Consider the following 16,476-nt stretch of genomic DNA (forward strand, 5'->3'; position numbering starts at 1 on the left):
GCAATTCATTTGGCGTAATGATCAAAATCGTAATGCGGGTTTTCAGCAAGGAAAACCACGCAAGTGAATCATTCGCAAACTTGCTGCAATTGCCGTGCCGAACGCGACGCAGGTCATCGCCAACCCGACTTTGCACGACCGCTTTAGCAGCCGTTGAGTCCGAGTGCTAGCACACGCGACCACGCCGCCATGGCCTGTGGCGTACGCTTGTGAAGCACTGCGCCGTGTGGATCAGGCAATTGGCGGCAACGCAACGCGCTGCATCAGCGTGCGCCAAGCGCCTTCCACGCGCGCGCGCAGACGCAGGTCCGCCCCCACCCGGGTGCTCTCGATGAATGCATAGCGTCGCGCGGCATCCAGATGCTCAAGCATCGGCAAACGAACCATGCCTGCGGCGTCACCAAGCAGCACGGGTGCCAGATACAGCAGCAACTCGTCCACGCAAGCCGATGCCACCAACGCCCCGCTCAAGCCCGCCCCGGCCTCCACATGCACTTCATTGAACTGTGCCTGCGCGAACCATTGCATCATGCCGGGCAGATCCACGCGGCCCGCCATCGCGCCCGGCAGCACCACAACTTGCACGTTCTTGTCGGCCAGGCGCGCGGCTTTGGCGGCGTCTTCACGCGCGGTGAAGATAATCACTTCAGCGCCATCGAACAAGCGGGCGGTTTCGGGGATGGCGAACATGCCGTCCACCACCGCCTTGCGCGGTTGGCGCGGCGTTTCAACGTCACGCACATTAAGCAACGGATCGTCTTTCAACACAGTGCCCATGCCGGTCAGCACCACGCAACTACGCGCGCGCCAGCGATGGCCGTCAGCACGGGCTTCGGGGCCGGTGATCCATTGCGACATGCCGTTATGCAAGGCGCTGCGACCATCCAGGGACGCCGCCATCTTCATCCAGACCCAAGGCAGGCCGCGGCTCATGCGCGAGATAAACCCCGCGTTGATCGCCAGCGCCTCTTCGGCGCAGACGCCTGTCGTCACCGCGATGCCCGCCGCGCGCAAACGGGCCAGGCCTTGGCCATTGACCAGCGGATTCGGGTCACCGATGGCCACCACCACGCGCGCCGGCTTTGCCGCCAGCACGGCATCCACGCAGGGTGGGGTGCGCCCGAAGTGACTGCAGGGTTCCAGCGTGACGTACAGCGTGGCGCCCGCCACCGTTTCGTTATGCGCGGCGGCGTCGCGCAATGCGCGGATCTCGGCATGGGGGCCGCCGGGTGGCTGGGTGGCCCCTTCGCCCAGCACCCGGCCATCACGCACAATCACGCACCCCACGCGAGGGTTGGGCGATGTGGTGTAAAGCACGCTTTCAGCCAGCGCCAGGGCGCGCCGCATCCAGAAGATATCGTCGGATTCGCTTGGGGTCGTCATGGCGGAATTGTATGTCTGGCCGCAGGTGTGCGGTGGACCTCCGGGCACTCGCACGGCGTATGCTGGCCCCAAGCGCGCCGGCCACCTGCATGTCCGTTTTGGGCCGGTATGTGGCTTGGGGCGATCTCGTTCAGGACCGATATGTCGCGCAGAATACGTTCGTACCCTTTAAAATCCTTGGCCAGGAGCCCGGAACATGAAGCAAGCACTGATCGTCATCGACGCACAAGAGTCTTTTCGCCACCGTCCGTTTTGGGACGAAGCCGAATATCCCGCATTTCTGACCAAGATCCAAGGGCTGATCGATTCAGCCAGCGCCCAGGGTATTCCGGTGCTTCAGGTGTTCCACAAAAGCCCGTCCGACGACGCCGCCAACCCGTTTTCCCTTGCCTCGGGACACGTCAGGACGCTTGAGGAATTGCGCATTTCGCCCACGGCCGTGTTCCACAAAACCGTACATTCGTCGCTGTATGCACAGGGCGAAGACGGCGCAACACTGCACGACTGGCTGCGTGAAAACGGCATCGAAGGCATCATCGTCAGCGGTATTCGTACCGAACAGTGCTGCGAGACGACATCGCGCCACGCCAGCGACGCCGGCTTCAAGGTGGTGTTCCCGACGGACGCCACGTTGACCTTCGCCATGCAAAGCCCCTCGGGCAAGCACTACACCCCCGCCGAGATCCGGGACCACACCGAGCTGGTGCTGAACGGCCGCTTTGCCCGCATCACCCACGCGGCCGACGCATTGGCCAGCTGAACAAGGCAAAGCCACGCATGGTTCCCGTGTATTTCGTCCTGACGCGGGGCATCGTCCTGCTGGACCTGGCGGGGCCCGCCGAAGCGTTCCGCGTCGCCGAAAAGCGATGCCCGGGAACATTTGAACAGCACTTCTGCGGCCCCACACCTGAAGTGGAAAGTGGTCTACCGGGCTTGAATCTGGCGCGCATCCGGCCATTACCGGCCGCTCTGCCCGCCAACGCGCTAGTCATTATTTCGGGCGTGGTAGACAAGCACACGCGCCTGGACTCGCCGGATGCGCACGCCATCATCGACTGGCTGGCCCTGCGCCACCCCGCGGACCAGTTCACGCTGATGACGGTGTGCGCGGGCGCGTTGTTCGCGGCCTCCGCCGGGCTGACCCGCCAGCGCGAGTGCACCACGCATCATTCTTGCCTTGCGCAATTGGCGGACATCGACCCCAGTGCGCGCGTGCACGACAACCGAATCTTCGTTGAAGACGGCAACCTGGTCAGCAGCGCCGGCATCACGGCGGGCATCGACCTGGCGTTGCATATGGTGGCGCGTCATTGCGGGCCGCGCGTGGCAAGCGAGGTGGCCCGCGACATGGTCGTCTACCAGCGCCGCGCGGGCACGGACTCCGCGCTGTCGCCGTGGCTGGAACACCGCAGCCACATGCACCCCGGCGTGCACCGCGTCCAGGATGCGGTGATCCGCAATCCGGCGGCGCCCTGGTCCGCGCAATCCTTGGCGGACCAGGCGCATACCAGCCCGCGCCACCTGACCCGGCTTTTTCGCGAACACGCTGGCTGTACGCCGATGGACTACCTCTATCAGATCCGGGTGGCGCTGGCACGCGACCTGCTGCGCGAAACGCGATTGGATCTGGAGCGCGTGGCGGAGAAGTCAGGATTTGGATCCGCGCAGCACATGCGCCGGGTCTGGCGCAAGTTCCAGCCGAATACGCCCAGCCTGGCGCGGTCGGCCCCCATGCAATAACGGCGCTGAAGCGCCGTTATTCGCGGGCGCGTGAACCGTGTTTATTCCTTGCGCAGCTTGCCGGGCAGCAGCGGCCCTTGCATTTCGCGGATGGCCTCGACGAATTCGCCAATGTCCTCGAAGCTTTTGTAAACGGACGCAAAGCGAACGTAGGCCACCTTGTCCAGCTTGCGTAGTTCGTTCATGACAAGTTCGCCGATATGTTCGGACGGCACTTCACGCTGGCCGCTGGCCAGCAGTTGTTCTTCGATACGCGCAACCGCCGCATCCACGTCTTCGGTGCTGACGGGGCGTTTGCGCAGCGCCAGGCTCAGGCTGGCGCGCAACTTGACGGGATCGTAGTCGCTGCGGCTGCCGTTGCGCTTCACGATGGAAGGCATGGCGAGCTCAACCCGTTCATAGGTGGTGAAGCGCTTGTCACAAGACAGGCAACGGCGGCGACGACGAATGGCATCGCCCTCTTCCGAGACCCGGCTGTCGACAACCTGCGTTTCGGCATGGCCGCAAAATGGACACCGCATGTGTGTTCCCTATAGGCACGGATAGCAAAATTTGAGCATATTGTAACGACGCTACCCCGGGGAAGCGTCGAGACGGGCTAATTCGTCCCCAATATCATCACGGCTAGGAACGAGGATAGCGCCCGCCGCCCTGAAAGCAAAGGGACGGCACCTTGCGGGGCCGTCCCTTGCGTGTCGTGATCCTTCGGCGGTAAACCCCCGAAGGTTTGTCACCGGATGCTTATTGCTTGCTGTAGACCGGCAGGCGCGAGGTCAGTTCGTTGACGCGGGCACGCACGGCGGCGATGTTGGCTTCGTCGCGCGGATTGTCCAGCACGTCGGCGATCAGGTTGGCGGTGAGTTCGGCTTCGGCTTCAGTAAAGCCGCGCGTGGTCATGGCCGGCGTTCCCAGGCGGATGCCGCTGGTCACGAAGGGCTTTTCCGGATCGTTCGGGATGGCGTTCTTGTTCACCGTGATGTGTGCCTGGCCCAGCACGGCTTCCGCTTCCTTGCCCGTGATGCCCTTGGCGCGCAGGTCAACCAGCATGACGTGGCTTTCGGTGCGGCCGGAGACGATGCGCAGGCCACGCTTGACCAGCGTGTCCGCCAAGACCTTGGCATTCTTGACCACTTGCTGCGCGTAGTCCTTGAAGCTGGGGTCCAGGGCTTCCTTGAACGCCACGGCCTTGCCGGCGATGACGTGCATCAGCGGGCCGCCTTGAATGCCCGGGAAGATGGCCGAATTGATGATCTTTTCGTGCTCGGCCTTCATCATGATGACGCCGCCGCGCGGGCCGCGCAGCGACTTGTGCGTGGTCGACGTGACGAAGTCGGCATGCGGCACCGGGTTGGGATAGGCGCCGCCGGCAACCAGACCCGCGTAGTGGGCGATGTCGACCATGAACAGCGCGCCGTTTTCGCGCGCGATGCGGGCCATGCGTTCGAAATCGATGTGCAGGGCATAGGCCGATGCGCCGGCCACGATCAGCTTGGGCTTGTGTTCCTTGGCCAGTTGCTCAACTTGCTCGTAGTTCAGGACTTCGTTTTCGTCCAGGCCATACGAGATGAAGTTGTACAGCTTGCCCGAAGCGTTGACCGACGCTCCGTGCGTCAGGTGGCCACCTTCGGCCAGGCTCATGCCCAACACGGTATCGCCCGGCTTCAGCACGGCCATGTACACGCCCTGGTTGGCCTGCGAACCCGAGTTGGGCTGCACGTTGGCGGCTTCAGCACCGAAGATCTGCTTCAGGCGATCAATGGCCAGTTGTTCAACCACGTCCACGTATTCGCAACCGCCGTAGTAACGCTTGCCCGGGTAGCCTTCGGCGTACTTGTTCGTAAGCTGCGTGCCCTGGGCCTGCATGACGGCCGGACTGGCGTAGTTTTCCGAAGCGATCAGCTCAATGTGCTGCTCTTGGCGTACGTCTTCCTTCTGGATGGCGGCCCAAACGTCCGGGTCAGCCTTGGACAAGGTGAGGTTGCGGTCAAACATGACGGGGGATTCCTGAGGCGGTAAGAGAGGAGAAAGCAGTGTCGGGTGGGTAAACCCGAAGAATCTGCGTAGTTTACCCCGTCAGCCGGAATCAATTGCCGCCAAAATGCGCCCGAAGCGGGCAAATTTCGGTCGAAGAGCGCGAAAACCACGGCGCCGGCTGCTGGCCGAAAACGCTGCTCAACCCGACTTGAAGAACTTTCATGCAATGGCGACGGAGTGGCAGTGACGACGGCGCCGACGTTGGCCAGCCTCACGGCTGCGCCGCCGGCCCTTGAACGAAAAAAGGGCCGCATTGCGGCCCTATCGAGGTTGCCCGTGACGCAAACTAGGCCTCGGTGGCGCCAATCTGCTTGGGGGCAAGACGCGGGTTGAGCGTGTATGTCCCCGTCACCGACGCCTGCGCCAGCACATGTTTCTGCATGGCGCGCAGCGCGTCTTCGCCCGTGAACGAGCCGTTCAGGTTCAGGCTGCTGACGTCCAGCGCATACAGGGTGAACACGTAGCGGTGCACGATGGAATCGTTCCAGGGCGGGCACGGGCCGTCATAGCCGAAATAATCGCCACTCATGTCGTGGTCGTTGGCGAACCACGACGAGTACGAATTGATACCTTGGCGGGCGTCCATGGGCGCCAGAGGGCCGCCTTTGCCACGGGGCGTGATTCCATTGGAAAAGGCGCCTTCGTCAATCTCGCGCATGTCAGCCGCCAGATCAATAAGCACCCAATGGAAGAAATCAACGCGCGGCAGGTCGGCTGGGACTTCGCGGTCTTCCTGGTTGACATCATCGGGCCGCGACGGCACGTCCGGATCATGGCAGATCAACGCGAACGACTGCGTTCCCGCCGGGACGTTGTCCCAGGAAAACTGCGGGTTGTAGTTATCAGCCAGCGCGACGTGCGATTGCGCATCGATCTTGCCGAACGCATAGCGATCCGGAATCGACTCGTGATCGGAAAAAGACAAACTCGAAAGTTCCATGTCGTGCTCCTTGAAATGCCGCAAGGGCGTACCAGCCCTTGTCCGTTTGCTCAGCGTATCAAAAGTTCGCAATCATGGGTTCAAGTTAACACGCGCGAACTTGCGCTTGCCCACCTGCACCACGTAAGTTCCAACCGGCAATTGCAACGATTTATCTTCGACCCGATCGCCGTTGACACGCACACCGCCTTGCTCCACGTTGCGCTGGGCTTCCGAGCCGGAGGCCACCAGACCCGCCTCGCGCAGCAGCTTCAGAATGCCAATCGGTGCGCCGCCTATGTTCACCTCGGGCATGTCCTCGGGAATGGCGCCATCGCGAAAGCGCGCCTCGAAGGAGGCGAGCGCGTCGTCCGCCGCCTTGGCGGAATGGAAGCGGGTGATGATTTCCTGAGCCAGCATGACTTTCGCATCGCGGGGGTTGCGGCCGCCATCCGTCTCTTGCTTGAGGGCTGCGATGTCTTCCAGCGAACGGAAGGACAGCAGTTCGAAGTAGCGCCACATCAGCGTGTCGGAAATCGACATGAGCTTGCCGAACATCGAGTCGGGCGACTCCGAAATACCGATGTAGTTGCCCTTGGACTTGGACATTTTCTCGACGCCGTCCGTACCCACCAGCAGCGGCATCGTCAGAATGCACTGGGGCTCCTGGCCATATTCCTTTTGCAACTCGCGCCCGACCAGCAGGTTGAATTTCTGATCGGTGCCCCCCAGCTCCAGATCGGACTTCAGCGCCACGGAGTCATAGCCCTGCATCAAGGGATACAGGAACTCATGCACCGAAATCGGGATGCCACCCTTGAAGCGCTTGGTGAAGTCTTCGCGCTCCATCATCCGGGCCACCGTATAGCGTGAAGCCAGTTGGATCATGCCGCGCGCGCCCAGGGGATCGCACCATTCGGAGTTGTAACGGATCTCGGTGCGGGCCGGATCCAGCACCAGGCTGGCTTGCGCGTAATAGGTCTTGGCGTTGGACTCGATCTGTTCGCGGGTCAGCGGCGGCCGTGTGCTGTTGCGGCCGCTGGGGTCGCCGATGGTGGAGGTAAAGTCGCCGATCAGGAAAATGACGTTGTGCCCCAGGTCCTGCAACTGGCGCATCTTGTTCAGCACCACCGTATGGCCCAGATGGATGTCCGGCGCGGTGGGATCCAGCCCCAGTTTGATGCGCAGCGGCACGCCGGTCGCGCGGCTCTTGGCCAGCTTGCGAGCGAATTCGGATTCAACCAGCAATTCGTCGCAACCGCGCTTGGCTATACGCAGATCGGCTTCGACTTCAGGAGTAATGGGGGCTTCAGAGGGAGACATGGCAGGGGGACCAAAGCGGCTTCAGCCGACAAAAAGGTGTAAAAAGTGACGAAAGCTATCGAAAATTCTAGCCGAATCAGCTAGGATACCGCCCAATCATACGCAACTACTATCTATACGCAGTTGCGGTTCGGCCTACCACCCCGTTGTTCACAAGATGCGCGCAGCGCCAGCCCTTGCCCCGGATATCGTGGCGCGCGGGGCCGATCGTGCCACGCACCCTGAGAGCCCAGCCACCTGAGAGGGTATCTTCACGATGAATCGTGGCCTCCACGAACTGGCGAGTAGCATCAAGCGCAAAGTTGCTGCCCTGTTTGCGCCCGTTGAGCCCAAGCCCCATCGCTCGGGACTTTTCCGCCGCACTCTTCTCGTCACCGCAATCGGTCTGTTTGCCGGCGCCGCCGCCTTGGGCATGGTGCAGCAACCCGACCGCTCCGAACTCCCCCCGTCCCGCATCATCCAGAGCATTCTGCCGCTGACCGCCGAGCAAGTCGAAGTCAGCACGCCGAGCGCCGCGCCGTACATCAGCGAAACCCGCATCCGCCCCGGGGACACGCTTTCCGCGGTGCTGCAACGGCTGGAGCTGGACGCGCCCAACCTGCAAAGTTTCCTGACGCACGACGCCAGCGCCCGCAGCATCTATAAGCTGTACCCGGGACGCTCGGTGCAGGCCGCCACGGATGAGCAGGGCAAGCTGATCTGGCTGCGCTACATCCACACGCCCGGCAACGAAAGCGATGGCCAGGTGGTGACGCGCATGCTGCATGTTGCCCCCTCGGGCGATAGCTACAAAGCCGAGGAAGTCACTGAAAGCACCGAGCGCCAGACACGCGTTGCCGTGGGCACGATCAAGTCGTCGCTCTTTGGCGCCACGGACGGCGCCGGCATCCCCGATTCGGTCACCATGCAGATGGCCGACATCCTCAGCGCCAAGATCGACTTTCTGCGCGACCTGCGTCAAGGCGACCAATTCCGCGTGGTGTACGAAGTCCGCTCCCACGACGGCCGCTACGCTGGCGCGGGCCGCGTGCTGGCCCTGGAATTCATCAACGGCGGCAAGACGTATAACGCCGTGTGGTTCAGCCCGGACGAAAAGTCGGGTTCGTATTACGACTTCGACGGCACCAGCCTGCGCGGCGCCTTCTTGCGCACCGCGCTGAAGTTCAGCCGCATCAGCTCCACGTTCGGCATGCGCATGCATCCGATCCACAAGACCTGGACCGGCCACAAGGGCGTGGACTACGCCGCGCCTTCGGGCACGCCGATCCATGCCACGGCGGACGGCACGGTTGAGTTCTCGGGCTGGCAGAACGGCTACGGCAACGTGGTCATCGTGAAGCATCACGGCAAGTATTCGACGCTGTACGCTCACCAGAGCCGCATCGCCGCCGGCATCACCAAGGGTTCCAAAATCTCGCAAGGCCAATTGCTGGGTTACGTCGGGTCCACAGGCTGGGCCACCGGCCCGCACCTGCACTACGAGTTCCGCGTCAACAACGTGCCGATCGACCCCCTGTCGGTGGACCTGCCCGTTGCCCGCGCCCTGGAGCCGGCGGAAGCTCGCGCGTTCAACCAGGCTGTGGCGCCGTACAAGCAGCAAATCCAACTGTTGACGCAGTTCCAGCAGACGCTGCCCGACGCGCTGACCAACGTGGCCAGCCGCTAGACGGCTAGCAATAGCAAACGTCCTGAAAGGCGGCCCGCGCACACTCTGCCGGCCGCCTTTTTTCTTTGTTGAGGCGCCCGTGAACTCCACCGTACCTGTATCGTCCGCCAGCGCGGCGCTTTATATCGGCTTGATGTCGGGCACCAGCGTCGACGGCGTAGACGGCGTGCTGGTGCGCCTGGCCGACACGCAAGCGCCCCAGGTGCTGGCCAGCGCCAGCCTGCCCATGCCCGAGAACTTGCGGCGCGAACTACTGGCATTGAACCGATCCGGCGACGATGAGCTGGCGCGCGCCGCCCTGGCCGCCAATGCGTTGGCCCGGCTGTATGCCCAGGCCGTGGCCGGCTTGCTGCGGGATGCGGGGTTGAGCGCCCGCGATGTGACCGCCATCGGCGCGCACGGCCAGACCGTCAGGCACCGTCCAGAGAGCGGCTATACCGTGCAGCTCAACGCACCCGCCCTGCTTGCGGAACTCAGCGGCATTGATGTGGTGGCGGATTTCCGCAGCCGGGATGTGGCGGCGGGCGGCCAAGGCGCACCGCTGGTTCCTCCCTTCCACGCTGCCATCTTCGGCGCGCCGCAAGGCCGTGCCGTTCTCAACCTGGGTGGCATCGCCAACGTCACGCTGCTTGTGCCTGGCATGCCTGCACGCGGCTTCGACACAGGGCCGGCCAATGTTCTTCTTGACGCATGGTGCCAACGTCATTTGGGCTCGCCCTATGACGCGGACGGCCGCTGGGCCGCCACGGGCCAGGTCGTGGCCCCCCTGCTTGAACAGTTGATCGCCAGCGAACCCTGGTTCGCCCTTCCCGCGCCGAAATCCACCGGTCGCGATCTATTCAACCTGCAATGGCTGGATGACCGCCTTGCGACATTTGACGGCCCTACGCCGGCTCCGCAAGACGTGCAGGCGACCCTGCAACGCCTGACCGCGCGTACGGTTGCCAACGCCATCGACGCGGCTGCCGCACAGACGCAAGAGGTTTTCGTGTGTGGAGGCGGGGCGCGCAACGGCGGCCTGATGCGGGAACTGACGTATTGCCTGCAACGCCCCGTGCATCCGACCGACGCGCTTGGCGTGCCGGCGCAGCAGGTCGAAGCGCTGGCCTTCGCCTGGCTGGCGCAGGCCTTTGTTCAACGCAAACCCGCGGGACAACCCGCGGTGACAGGCGCGCGCGGCCCGCGGGTGCTGGGCGCACTGTATCCGGCATGACGGGCGAGCGTTTCGCGGGAGTGTCAGACCAATGCAAAAAAAGCCCTTCGGCATGCCGAAGGGCTTTTACTTTCCTGCCAGGGCGATTACACCGAGAACGAGGAACCGCAGCCGCAGGTGGTGCTGGCGTTGGGATTGCGGATAACGAATTGGGCGCCTTCAAGGTCTTCCTTGTAGTCGATTTCAGCACCGACCAGGTATTGAAAGCTCATCGGGTCAACAAGCAGTTGAACGCCAGCCTTGTCCAGCACGGTGTCGTCTTCGTTCACGACTTCGTCAAACGTAAAGCCATACTGAAAGCCCGAACAGCCGCCACCTTGGACGAAGACGCGCAGCTTCAGGTCGGGGTTGCCTTCTTCGGCCAACAAATCCTTCACTTTGGCGGCAGCCGAGTCGGTAAATACCAAGGGCACAGGCGGGGCGGCCTGAAGATCGACGGTTTCGGTTACTGCATTCATGGTTCACTCCTGGCCGGATCGGCCATATTTCGGTGAGCGGCAACGGCGCTCGCATGGTGTCACTATAGCGCAGGGCTTGACTAGACTCAAAGTTCCAGTTTGACACTTCGCGAGGCGCGGACGGTTTCGCCTTCGAGGACGCTGACGGTCACACTTTCGGGGACAAATCCCTCGGGAATCGCCAGGATGCCCTGGCTGCGTTGGTACTGATCAAACTGCAAGGCCAGCGATGCGGCTGACGTCGACTCGCCCGTGGCGGTTACCGGGCCAGCTTCGGCCCTCACCTGCATGGGGGCCAGTTCCACCGTAACGGTCTCTCCCCCGAGCACACCGGTGGCCTGAAACCGCAGCGCACCCGCAAAAACAGCACCGCCATTGCGGCCGCTGCGCATCAGCAGCACCTTGTAGCGCAAACCGCCGCCTTCACGGTCTATCTGCACGCCGCGGATATCCACCGACCCTTCCGGCCCAGCGGGCAACAACTGCTCGTAGAACGCCAATTGGTCGCGTACCCGGCCAAGCTCGGCCTGAGCCGTGCGCAACTGGGTTTCGAGCTCTTGGCGTGCCGCGCGCTCGATGACGAGTTCGCCGTCCGCCGTATCCAACTGGCTTTGGGTGTAGCGCAACTGCGCGCCCTGTTGGCGCATGGCTTCGGCTTGCGCCTCGGCCTGCTGCTTGCTGATCACCACTGCGTCCTGCGGCCGTGCTTGCCGCAGCGCGTAGCCGTAACCAGCGGAGCCGCCCACCAACAGGCCGATCAGCGCCCCTGCCAGCATGCGGCGCAGCCCGCTCCTGGAGCGGGGTGGCGGGCTGGGGGAAGCGGAGTCGGCTGGCATAAAGCGCGCAAGGCCGGCAGCATACAGCGCCAGCCCTTGCAAAACATCAAGGCAGAATGGCCACCTGGTCCAGGCCCGTGGACTCGGCAACACCGAACATCAAGTTCATGTTCTGTACTGCTTGGCCCGCGGCGCCCTTGACCAGATTGTCCTGGACGACCAGGACGATCAATTGGTCACCATTGCCCGGGCGGCTGAGTGCGATACGCAGGTTGTTCGACGCGCGCACTGAACGGGTTTCGGGCAGGCTGCCGGCCGGCATGACGTCAACAAAAGGCTCATTGGCGTAGCGCTGTTCAAACAACGCCTGGAAGTCCGTGTCGCGCGCCTCGGGCAAGATGCGGGCGTACAGGGTCGAGAACATGCCACGGATCATCGGCACCAAGTGCGGCACGAACGTCAGACCAACCTTGCCCCCGGCAATCTTCTCCAACTGGGCTACGATTTCCGGATGATGGCGGTGGCCGGCCACCCCATAAGCCTTGAAATTGTCGGACGCTTCCGAAAACAGAGAACCCACTTCCGCCTTGCGGCCCGCGCCCGACACGCCGGACTTGCAGTCGGCGATCAGCGTTTGCGTATCCACCAGCGACTTGCCGCCTTCCAGCAGCGGCGCCAGACCCAACAACACGGTGGTGGGGTAGCAGCCGGGGTTACCGATGACGCGGGCCTTGGCAATGGCGTCGCGGTTCAGCTCCACCAGGCCATATTGAGATTCGGCCAGGATGTCGGGGCAGGTGTGGGGAATCTTGTACCAGCGTTCGAACGTGGGGATGTCCTGCAGACGGAAATCAGCGGCCAGGTCGATGACGCGGGTGCCCGCGGCGATCAGTTCCTGGGCTTGCGCCATCGCAACGCCATGAGGTGTGGCGAAGAACACCACGTCGCAGTCCGTCAACGAGGCCTTTTCGGGCGCGGAAAAGGCCAGGTTCACTCGGCCTCGCAGGTTCGGGTACATATCAGCGACCGGCAGCCCGTCTTCCTTGCGGGACGTGATGGCGGTCAATTCCACGTTGGGATGCTGCGACAGCAAGCGCAGCAGCTCGACGCCGGTATAACCGGTGCCGCCGACAATACCAACCTTGATACGGGTATTCGATGCTTGGGCCATGATAGGTATGAACTCTTCGTAGGACGAAAACAGATTGTATCGCCCGGAGAATACAGGGTTGTGCCGACGCGAGCATCGCGATGGCCATCTGGACTCATCCGACCGGCTTAGATGGGGCGGAGTTCCGCGCAGCAGAAGCTGGCCACCGGAGCCGTAGCTTCATCACCGCCCAAAAAACAAAAAACCCGCCGAAGCGGGTTTTTTGCAGCAACATTAACGCTTGCTGAACTGCTTGCGACGACGTGCCTTGCGGAAGCCGACCTTCTTACGTTCGACTTCACGGGCATCGCGGGTCACAAAGCCAGCTTGCGACAGTGCGGGCTTCAGGGTCGCGTCGTAGTCGATCAGGGCACGCGTGATGCCGTGACGGACTGCGCCAGCCTGGCCGGTTTCACCGCCGCCGTGGACGTTGACTTTGATGTCGAACGATTCCAGGTGGCCGGTCAATTCCAGCGGTTGGCGCACGATCATGCGACCAGTTTCGCGGGCGAAGAAATCGTCGACGGGCTTGCCGTTGACAACGATCTTACCCGTGCCCTTCTTGATGAAAACGCGAGCCACCGAAGTTTTGCGACGGCCGGTTCCGTAATTCCAGTTACCGATCATGGCGTTTCCTTAGATATCCAGCGTCTTGGGCTGCTGGGCGGTGTGCGGGTGCTCGGCACCAGCATAGACCTTCAGCTTCTTGATCATGGCGTAGCCCAGAGGACCCTTGGGCAGCATGCCCTTGACGGCCTTCTGAATGGCGCGACCGGGAAAACGCTCTTGCATTTTCTCGAAGTTCGTTTCGCGGATACCGCCCGGGTACGTGGTGTGGCGGAAGTACTTCTTGTCCTTCGCCTTGGTACCGGTAACGACGATATCGGAAGCGTTGATGATGACGATGTAATCGCCAGTATCAACGTGCGGCGTGAATTCAGGTTTGTGCTTGCCACGCAGACGACGTGCGACTTCGCTGGCCACACGACCGAGGACTTTGCCCTTGGCGTCGATCACAAACCAGTCACGTTGGACTTCATGCGGCTTGGCCACAAAGGTCTTCATGATGGTTCCTAAGAATAAAAAGTTCTTGCTGGCTAGAACGTCTAGCCAGTGTTCTTTCCCCAACTGGGCAAAAGCTGATCAACCGAAACCCAGAATTTTGGTTCGGGTTTTTGCCTTCAGTTTTGCCTTTATCGACGTCCCGCCTAAGCGTTATTACCCGCCCGTGCAATGGTCAAAATGAGGGAAAGCCTGAAATTCTAACACGGCTGCTCAAAAATTGGGCAAGTGAAAAGAAGTCAGGCGGTGGCTGGCCGCAAGCCATGTTGCAGCCAGCGCACATGCAAATCCGGGGACAAAACCCCGGAACGCCAGGCGCGGTCAGGCGCCCAGATACGCTTCAAGCACCCGCGGATGGCCCAGCAATTCGCGGCCCGTGCCCGACAGCGCCATGGCGCCGTTTTCCAGCACATAGCCGCTTTGGGCAATCTTCAGCGCCTGGCGCACATTCTGCTCCACCAGGAACAGGGTCAGGCCGTCGGCATTGATGGCGCGCAGTGATCGGAAAATTTCCTGCACGACGATCGGCGCCAGGCCCATCGACGGCTCGTCCAGCAGCAGCAGGCGGGGCTTGGCCATCAGGGCCCGGCCGATAGCCAGCATCTGCTGTTCGCCGCCGGACAGGTTGCCCGCGATGCCCGTGATCCGTTCCTTCAGGCGCGGAAACAGGTTGAACACATATTCCAGATCGGAACCCACATTCTTCAGGCCCCGGCGGTAGGCGCCCAGTTCCAGGTTTTCCTGCACCGTCATGGTGGTCAGGATTGCCCGGCCCTCAGGCACTTGCACGATGCCGCGCGCCACCAGTTGGTGTGGGGCCAGGTTGGTGATGTCTTCGCCTTCGAACATGACGCGACCGCGCGCCTTGGGCAACAGGCCCGACAGCGCCAGCAGCGTGGTCGATTTGCCGGCGCCATTGGCGCCGACCAGGGCGGTGATTTCGTTGGCGTTCAGGTCCAGATCGATGCCGCGGACGGCTTCGATATGGCCGTAGTTGACCTCGAGCCCGCGGACTTCAAGCATCGCGCTCATTGTGCAACCTCCGCGCAACGCGCTACGGGATTCGTATTGGGAGCGGCCCAGCGACTCATTTGGCTGCCTCCACTTGTTCGGTGTCTTCGTCGTCTTCGCGACCCAGATAGGCCTCGATGACTTGCTCGTTGTTGCGGATCTCGTCGGGGCCGCCGCAAGCGATGATCTTGCCGAAGTTCAGCACCGCGATGCGTTCGCACAAGCCCATGACAAAGCGCATGTCGTGCTCGATCATCAGAATGGTGTAGCCGCGGTCACGAATGGCGAGGATCTCGCGCATGAGTTCGGCACGTTCGCCGGTGTTCATGCCCGCAACCGGCTCGTCCAGCAGCAGCAGCTTGGGCTCGGTGGCCAGCGCGCGCGCCAGCTCCAGGCGGCGCTGTTCGCCGTAGGACAGGTTGTCGGCCAGATCATTGGCCTTGTGATCCAGACGCATCCACGTCAGCAGTTCGTGCGCGCGTTCGCGGGCGCGCTTTTCGTGCTCGCGGTAGGCCGGCAGGCCCAGCAGCAGGCTGGGAAAGCCGTAATTCATGTGCCGGTAGGCGCCGACCACCACGTTTTCCAGCAGCGTCATCTCTTTGAAAAGACGAATGTTCTGGAACGTGCGGGCAATGCCCATGCGCGTGATGCTGTGCGGCTTCTTGCCCAGCACGCTGTCGCCCTGGAACGTGATGGTGCCGCCGCTGGGCGGCAGCAGGCCGGTGATCAGGTTGAACACCGTGGTCTTGCCGGCGCCGTTGGGGCCGATCAAGCCGAAGATGGACCCTTCGGGCACGGACAGGTTGACGTCATGCAGCACATGCAGGCCGCCGAAGCTCTTGGAGACGGAAGAAAGCTCAAGCATGGCGCTTGCCTCCCTGGCCGCCCGAGCCTTGACGCATCCAGCGCTTGAAACGCGCCGGATCCCAGATGCCTTGCGGCAGGAACAACACAATCACCACCAGAATCACTCCGTTGGCGACCAGGCGCAGATCCGCAAAACCGCGCAGCAATTCCGGCAGCACGGTAATGATGAAGCTGCCCAGCACGGGACCGGCCAAGCCGCCGATACCGCCCAGGATGGCCATGGTCAGGATTTCAACACCACGGTCAAAGCCGTATTCATTGGGGCCGATGAAGAAGGTCAGGTGCGCGTTCAAGGCGCCAGCCAGGCCCGCGATCATCGCGCCGGCCACGAACGCCAGCATCTTGTTGGCGCGCACGTCGATGCCCATCAGCCCAGCCGCCGTTTCGTCGCCACGGATGGCGTCGAACGAGCGTCCGATCTTGGAGGCGCGCACACGCCACAGCACGAACAGAACGATCACCACCGCCAGCACCACATGCCACCACTGCGTCAGTTGCGGAATGCCGTTCAGGCCCAGGGCGCCGCCAGTGAGCGATTCGGTGTTCAGGATGGTGACGCGCACCACTTCGCCAAAGCCCAGCGTGGCCATGGCCAGATAGACCCCTGACAACCGCAGTGTCGGCAAGCCGATCAAGGCCGCGACCAATGCGGGCGCAGCCATGCCCCCGGCAAGCGCGACCGAGAACGGGGCGTCGTAGTTCATGGTGAGCAGCGCGGCGGTATACGCCCCGATACCCATGAAGGCGGCATTGGCCATGGCCAGCATGCCGCAGGCCAGGGTCAGCCAGATGGAGAGGGCCAGCAAGGCATTGGTGCCCAGCGTAAGCACCAGGTTGCCGTAAATGGCCCAGAAGTTTTCGAATCCGCTCATTC

The 16,476-nt window shown here is 62.5% G+C and carries 17 protein-coding genes; 4 read left to right on the top strand and 13 right to left on the bottom strand.

All coding sequences use genetic code 11. From position 1 onward, the window contains the following. Positions 1–231: 231 nt before the first annotated feature. Positions 232–1,383, bottom strand: a complete 1,152-nt coding sequence (gene ribD, locus WBR68_RS17095; protein ID WP_050447144.1) for a bifunctional diaminohydroxyphosphoribosylaminopyrimidine deaminase/5-amino-6-(5-phosphoribosylamino)uracil reductase RibD — start codon at positions 1,381–1,383, stop codon at positions 232–234. A 196-nt stretch (positions 1,384–1,579) separates the two neighbouring features. On the opposite strand from ribD, the gene WBR68_RS17100 reads away from it, so the two are divergent. After that, positions 1,580–2,143 carry a cysteine hydrolase family protein gene (locus WBR68_RS17100; protein WP_230694821.1) on the top strand — a complete coding sequence of 188 codons (564 nt, stop codon included), beginning with the start codon at positions 1,580–1,582 and terminating at the stop codon, positions 2,141–2,143. 17 nt (positions 2,144–2,160) lie between these two features. After that, complete coding sequence (locus tag WBR68_RS17105; protein WP_230694822.1) at positions 2,161–3,123, top strand: GlxA family transcriptional regulator; 963 nt, start codon at positions 2,161–2,163, stop codon at positions 3,121–3,123. Between the two features lie 41 nt (positions 3,124–3,164). On the opposite strand, the gene nrdR is transcribed toward WBR68_RS17105, so the two are convergent. From nrdR to tyrS, 4 genes are all read right to left on the bottom strand, one after another. Beyond that, complete coding sequence (gene nrdR, locus WBR68_RS17110; protein WP_050447139.1) at positions 3,165–3,644, bottom strand: transcriptional regulator NrdR; 480 nt, start codon at positions 3,642–3,644, stop codon at positions 3,165–3,167. Positions 3,645–3,864: 220 nt separating this feature from the next. After that, on the bottom strand, positions 3,865–5,115 hold the full coding sequence (gene glyA, locus WBR68_RS17115; RefSeq protein WP_050447138.1) for a serine hydroxymethyltransferase: 1,251 nt from the start codon (positions 5,113–5,115) through the stop codon (positions 3,865–3,867). A gap of 328 nt (positions 5,116–5,443) precedes the next feature. Continuing rightward, positions 5,444–6,097, bottom strand: coding sequence for a YbhB/YbcL family Raf kinase inhibitor-like protein (locus WBR68_RS17120; RefSeq protein ID WP_050447137.1), 654 nt, complete (start codon positions 6,095–6,097; stop codon positions 5,444–5,446). Between the two features lie 72 nt (positions 6,098–6,169). Beyond that, complete coding sequence (gene tyrS, locus WBR68_RS17125) at positions 6,170–7,399, bottom strand: tyrosine--tRNA ligase (RefSeq protein ID WP_127183409.1); 1,230 nt, start codon at positions 7,397–7,399, stop codon at positions 6,170–6,172. 256 nt (positions 7,400–7,655) lie between these two features. Here tyrS and WBR68_RS17130 point away from each other — a divergent pair, with 256 nt between their 5' ends. After that, positions 7,656–9,065 carry a M23 family metallopeptidase gene (locus WBR68_RS17130; protein WP_050447135.1) on the top strand — a complete coding sequence of 470 codons (1,410 nt, stop codon included), beginning with the start codon at positions 7,656–7,658 and terminating at the stop codon, positions 9,063–9,065. Positions 9,066–9,144: 79 nt separating this feature from the next. Beyond that, positions 9,145–10,278, top strand: coding sequence for an anhydro-N-acetylmuramic acid kinase (locus WBR68_RS17135; RefSeq protein ID WP_342490506.1), 1,134 nt, complete (start codon positions 9,145–9,147; stop codon positions 10,276–10,278). Positions 10,279–10,364: 86 nt separating this feature from the next. Here the strand turns inward: WBR68_RS17135 and erpA are convergent, their stop codons facing one another. The 8 genes from erpA to WBR68_RS17175 form a co-directional block, all read right to left on the bottom strand. Further along, positions 10,365–10,736 carry an iron-sulfur cluster insertion protein ErpA gene (gene erpA / locus WBR68_RS17140; RefSeq protein ID WP_006217313.1) on the bottom strand — a complete coding sequence of 124 codons (372 nt, stop codon included), beginning with the start codon at positions 10,734–10,736 and terminating at the stop codon, positions 10,365–10,367. 86 nt (positions 10,737–10,822) lie between these two features. Then, complete coding sequence (locus WBR68_RS17145; protein WP_370641242.1) at positions 10,823–11,572, bottom strand: DUF6776 family protein; 750 nt, start codon at positions 11,570–11,572, stop codon at positions 10,823–10,825. 46 nt (positions 11,573–11,618) lie between these two features. Beyond that, positions 11,619–12,683 (bottom strand): N-acetyl-gamma-glutamyl-phosphate reductase, encoded by a 1,065-nt coding sequence (argC, locus tag WBR68_RS17150; RefSeq protein WP_050447133.1) that lies wholly within the window; start codon positions 12,681–12,683, stop codon positions 11,619–11,621. Between the two features lie 213 nt (positions 12,684–12,896). Next, positions 12,897–13,289 carry a 30S ribosomal protein S9 gene (gene rpsI, locus WBR68_RS17155; protein ID WP_006217310.1) on the bottom strand — a complete coding sequence of 131 codons (393 nt, stop codon included), beginning with the start codon at positions 13,287–13,289 and terminating at the stop codon, positions 12,897–12,899. Positions 13,290–13,298: 9 nt separating this feature from the next. After that, a complete protein-coding gene (gene rplM / locus WBR68_RS17160) occupies positions 13,299–13,727 on the bottom strand; it encodes a 50S ribosomal protein L13 (RefSeq protein ID WP_006217309.1) in 429 nt (142 codons plus the stop codon). A 318-nt stretch (positions 13,728–14,045) separates the two neighbouring features. After that, positions 14,046–14,756 carry an ABC transporter ATP-binding protein gene (locus WBR68_RS17165; protein WP_050447132.1) on the bottom strand — a complete coding sequence of 237 codons (711 nt, stop codon included), beginning with the start codon at positions 14,754–14,756 and terminating at the stop codon, positions 14,046–14,048. 55 nt (positions 14,757–14,811) lie between these two features. Further along, positions 14,812–15,600, bottom strand: coding sequence for an ABC transporter ATP-binding protein (locus WBR68_RS17170; protein ID WP_050447131.1), 789 nt, complete (start codon positions 15,598–15,600; stop codon positions 14,812–14,814). Continuing rightward, on the bottom strand, positions 15,593–16,474 hold the full coding sequence (locus tag WBR68_RS17175; protein WP_050447130.1) for a branched-chain amino acid ABC transporter permease: 882 nt from the start codon (positions 16,472–16,474) through the stop codon (positions 15,593–15,595). Before WBR68_RS17175 ends, WBR68_RS17170 begins: the two co-directional genes overlap by 8 nt. Positions 16,475–16,476 lie beyond the last annotated feature (2 nt).

It is taken from the genome of Achromobacter sp. JD-1, from assembly GCF_038594925.1.
GTDB lineage: Bacteria > Pseudomonadota > Gammaproteobacteria > Burkholderiales > Burkholderiaceae_B > Achromobacter > Achromobacter spanius_C.

Bases quoted from the DNA above. Each gene is read 5' to 3' on its own strand.
- ribD (WP_050447144.1), bottom strand. From the start codon at position 1,383: ATGACGACCCCAAGCGAATCCGACGATATCTTCTGGATGCGGCGCGCC.
- WBR68_RS17100 (WP_230694821.1), top strand. From the start codon at position 1,580: ATGAAGCAAGCACTGATCGTCATCGACGCACAAGAGTCTTTTCGCCAC.
- WBR68_RS17105 (WP_230694822.1), top strand. From the start codon at position 2,161: ATGGTTCCCGTGTATTTCGTCCTGACGCGGGGCATCGTCCTGCTGGAC.
- nrdR (WP_050447139.1), bottom strand. From the start codon at position 3,644: ATGCGGTGTCCATTTTGCGGCCATGCCGAAACGCAGGTTGTCGACAGC.
- glyA (WP_050447138.1), bottom strand. From the start codon at position 5,115: ATGTTTGACCGCAACCTCACCTTGTCCAAGGCTGACCCGGACGTTTGG.
- WBR68_RS17120 (WP_050447137.1), bottom strand. From the start codon at position 6,097: ATGGAACTTTCGAGTTTGTCTTTTTCCGATCACGAGTCGATTCCGGAT.
- tyrS (WP_127183409.1), bottom strand. From the start codon at position 7,399: ATGTCTCCCTCTGAAGCCCCCATTACTCCTGAAGTCGAAGCCGATCTG.
- WBR68_RS17130 (WP_050447135.1), top strand. From the start codon at position 7,656: ATGAATCGTGGCCTCCACGAACTGGCGAGTAGCATCAAGCGCAAAGTT.
- erpA (WP_006217313.1), bottom strand. From the start codon at position 10,736: ATGAATGCAGTAACCGAAACCGTCGATCTTCAGGCCGCCCCGCCTGTG.
- WBR68_RS17145 (WP_370641242.1), bottom strand. From the start codon at position 11,572: ATGCCAGCCGACTCCGCTTCCCCCAGCCCGCCACCCCGCTCCAGGAGC.
- argC (WP_050447133.1), bottom strand. From the start codon at position 12,683: ATGGCCCAAGCATCGAATACCCGTATCAAGGTTGGTATTGTCGGCGGC.
- rpsI (WP_006217310.1), bottom strand. From the start codon at position 13,289: ATGATCGGTAACTGGAATTACGGAACCGGCCGTCGCAAAACTTCGGTG.
- rplM (WP_006217309.1), bottom strand. From the start codon at position 13,727: ATGAAGACCTTTGTGGCCAAGCCGCATGAAGTCCAACGTGACTGGTTT.
- WBR68_RS17165 (WP_050447132.1), bottom strand. From the start codon at position 14,756: ATGAGCGCGATGCTTGAAGTCCGCGGGCTCGAGGTCAACTACGGCCAT.
- WBR68_RS17170 (WP_050447131.1), bottom strand. From the start codon at position 15,600: ATGCTTGAGCTTTCTTCCGTCTCCAAGAGCTTCGGCGGCCTGCATGTG.
- WBR68_RS17175 (WP_050447130.1), bottom strand. From the start codon at position 16,474: ATGAGCGGATTCGAAAACTTCTGGGCCATTTACGGCAACCTGGTGCTT.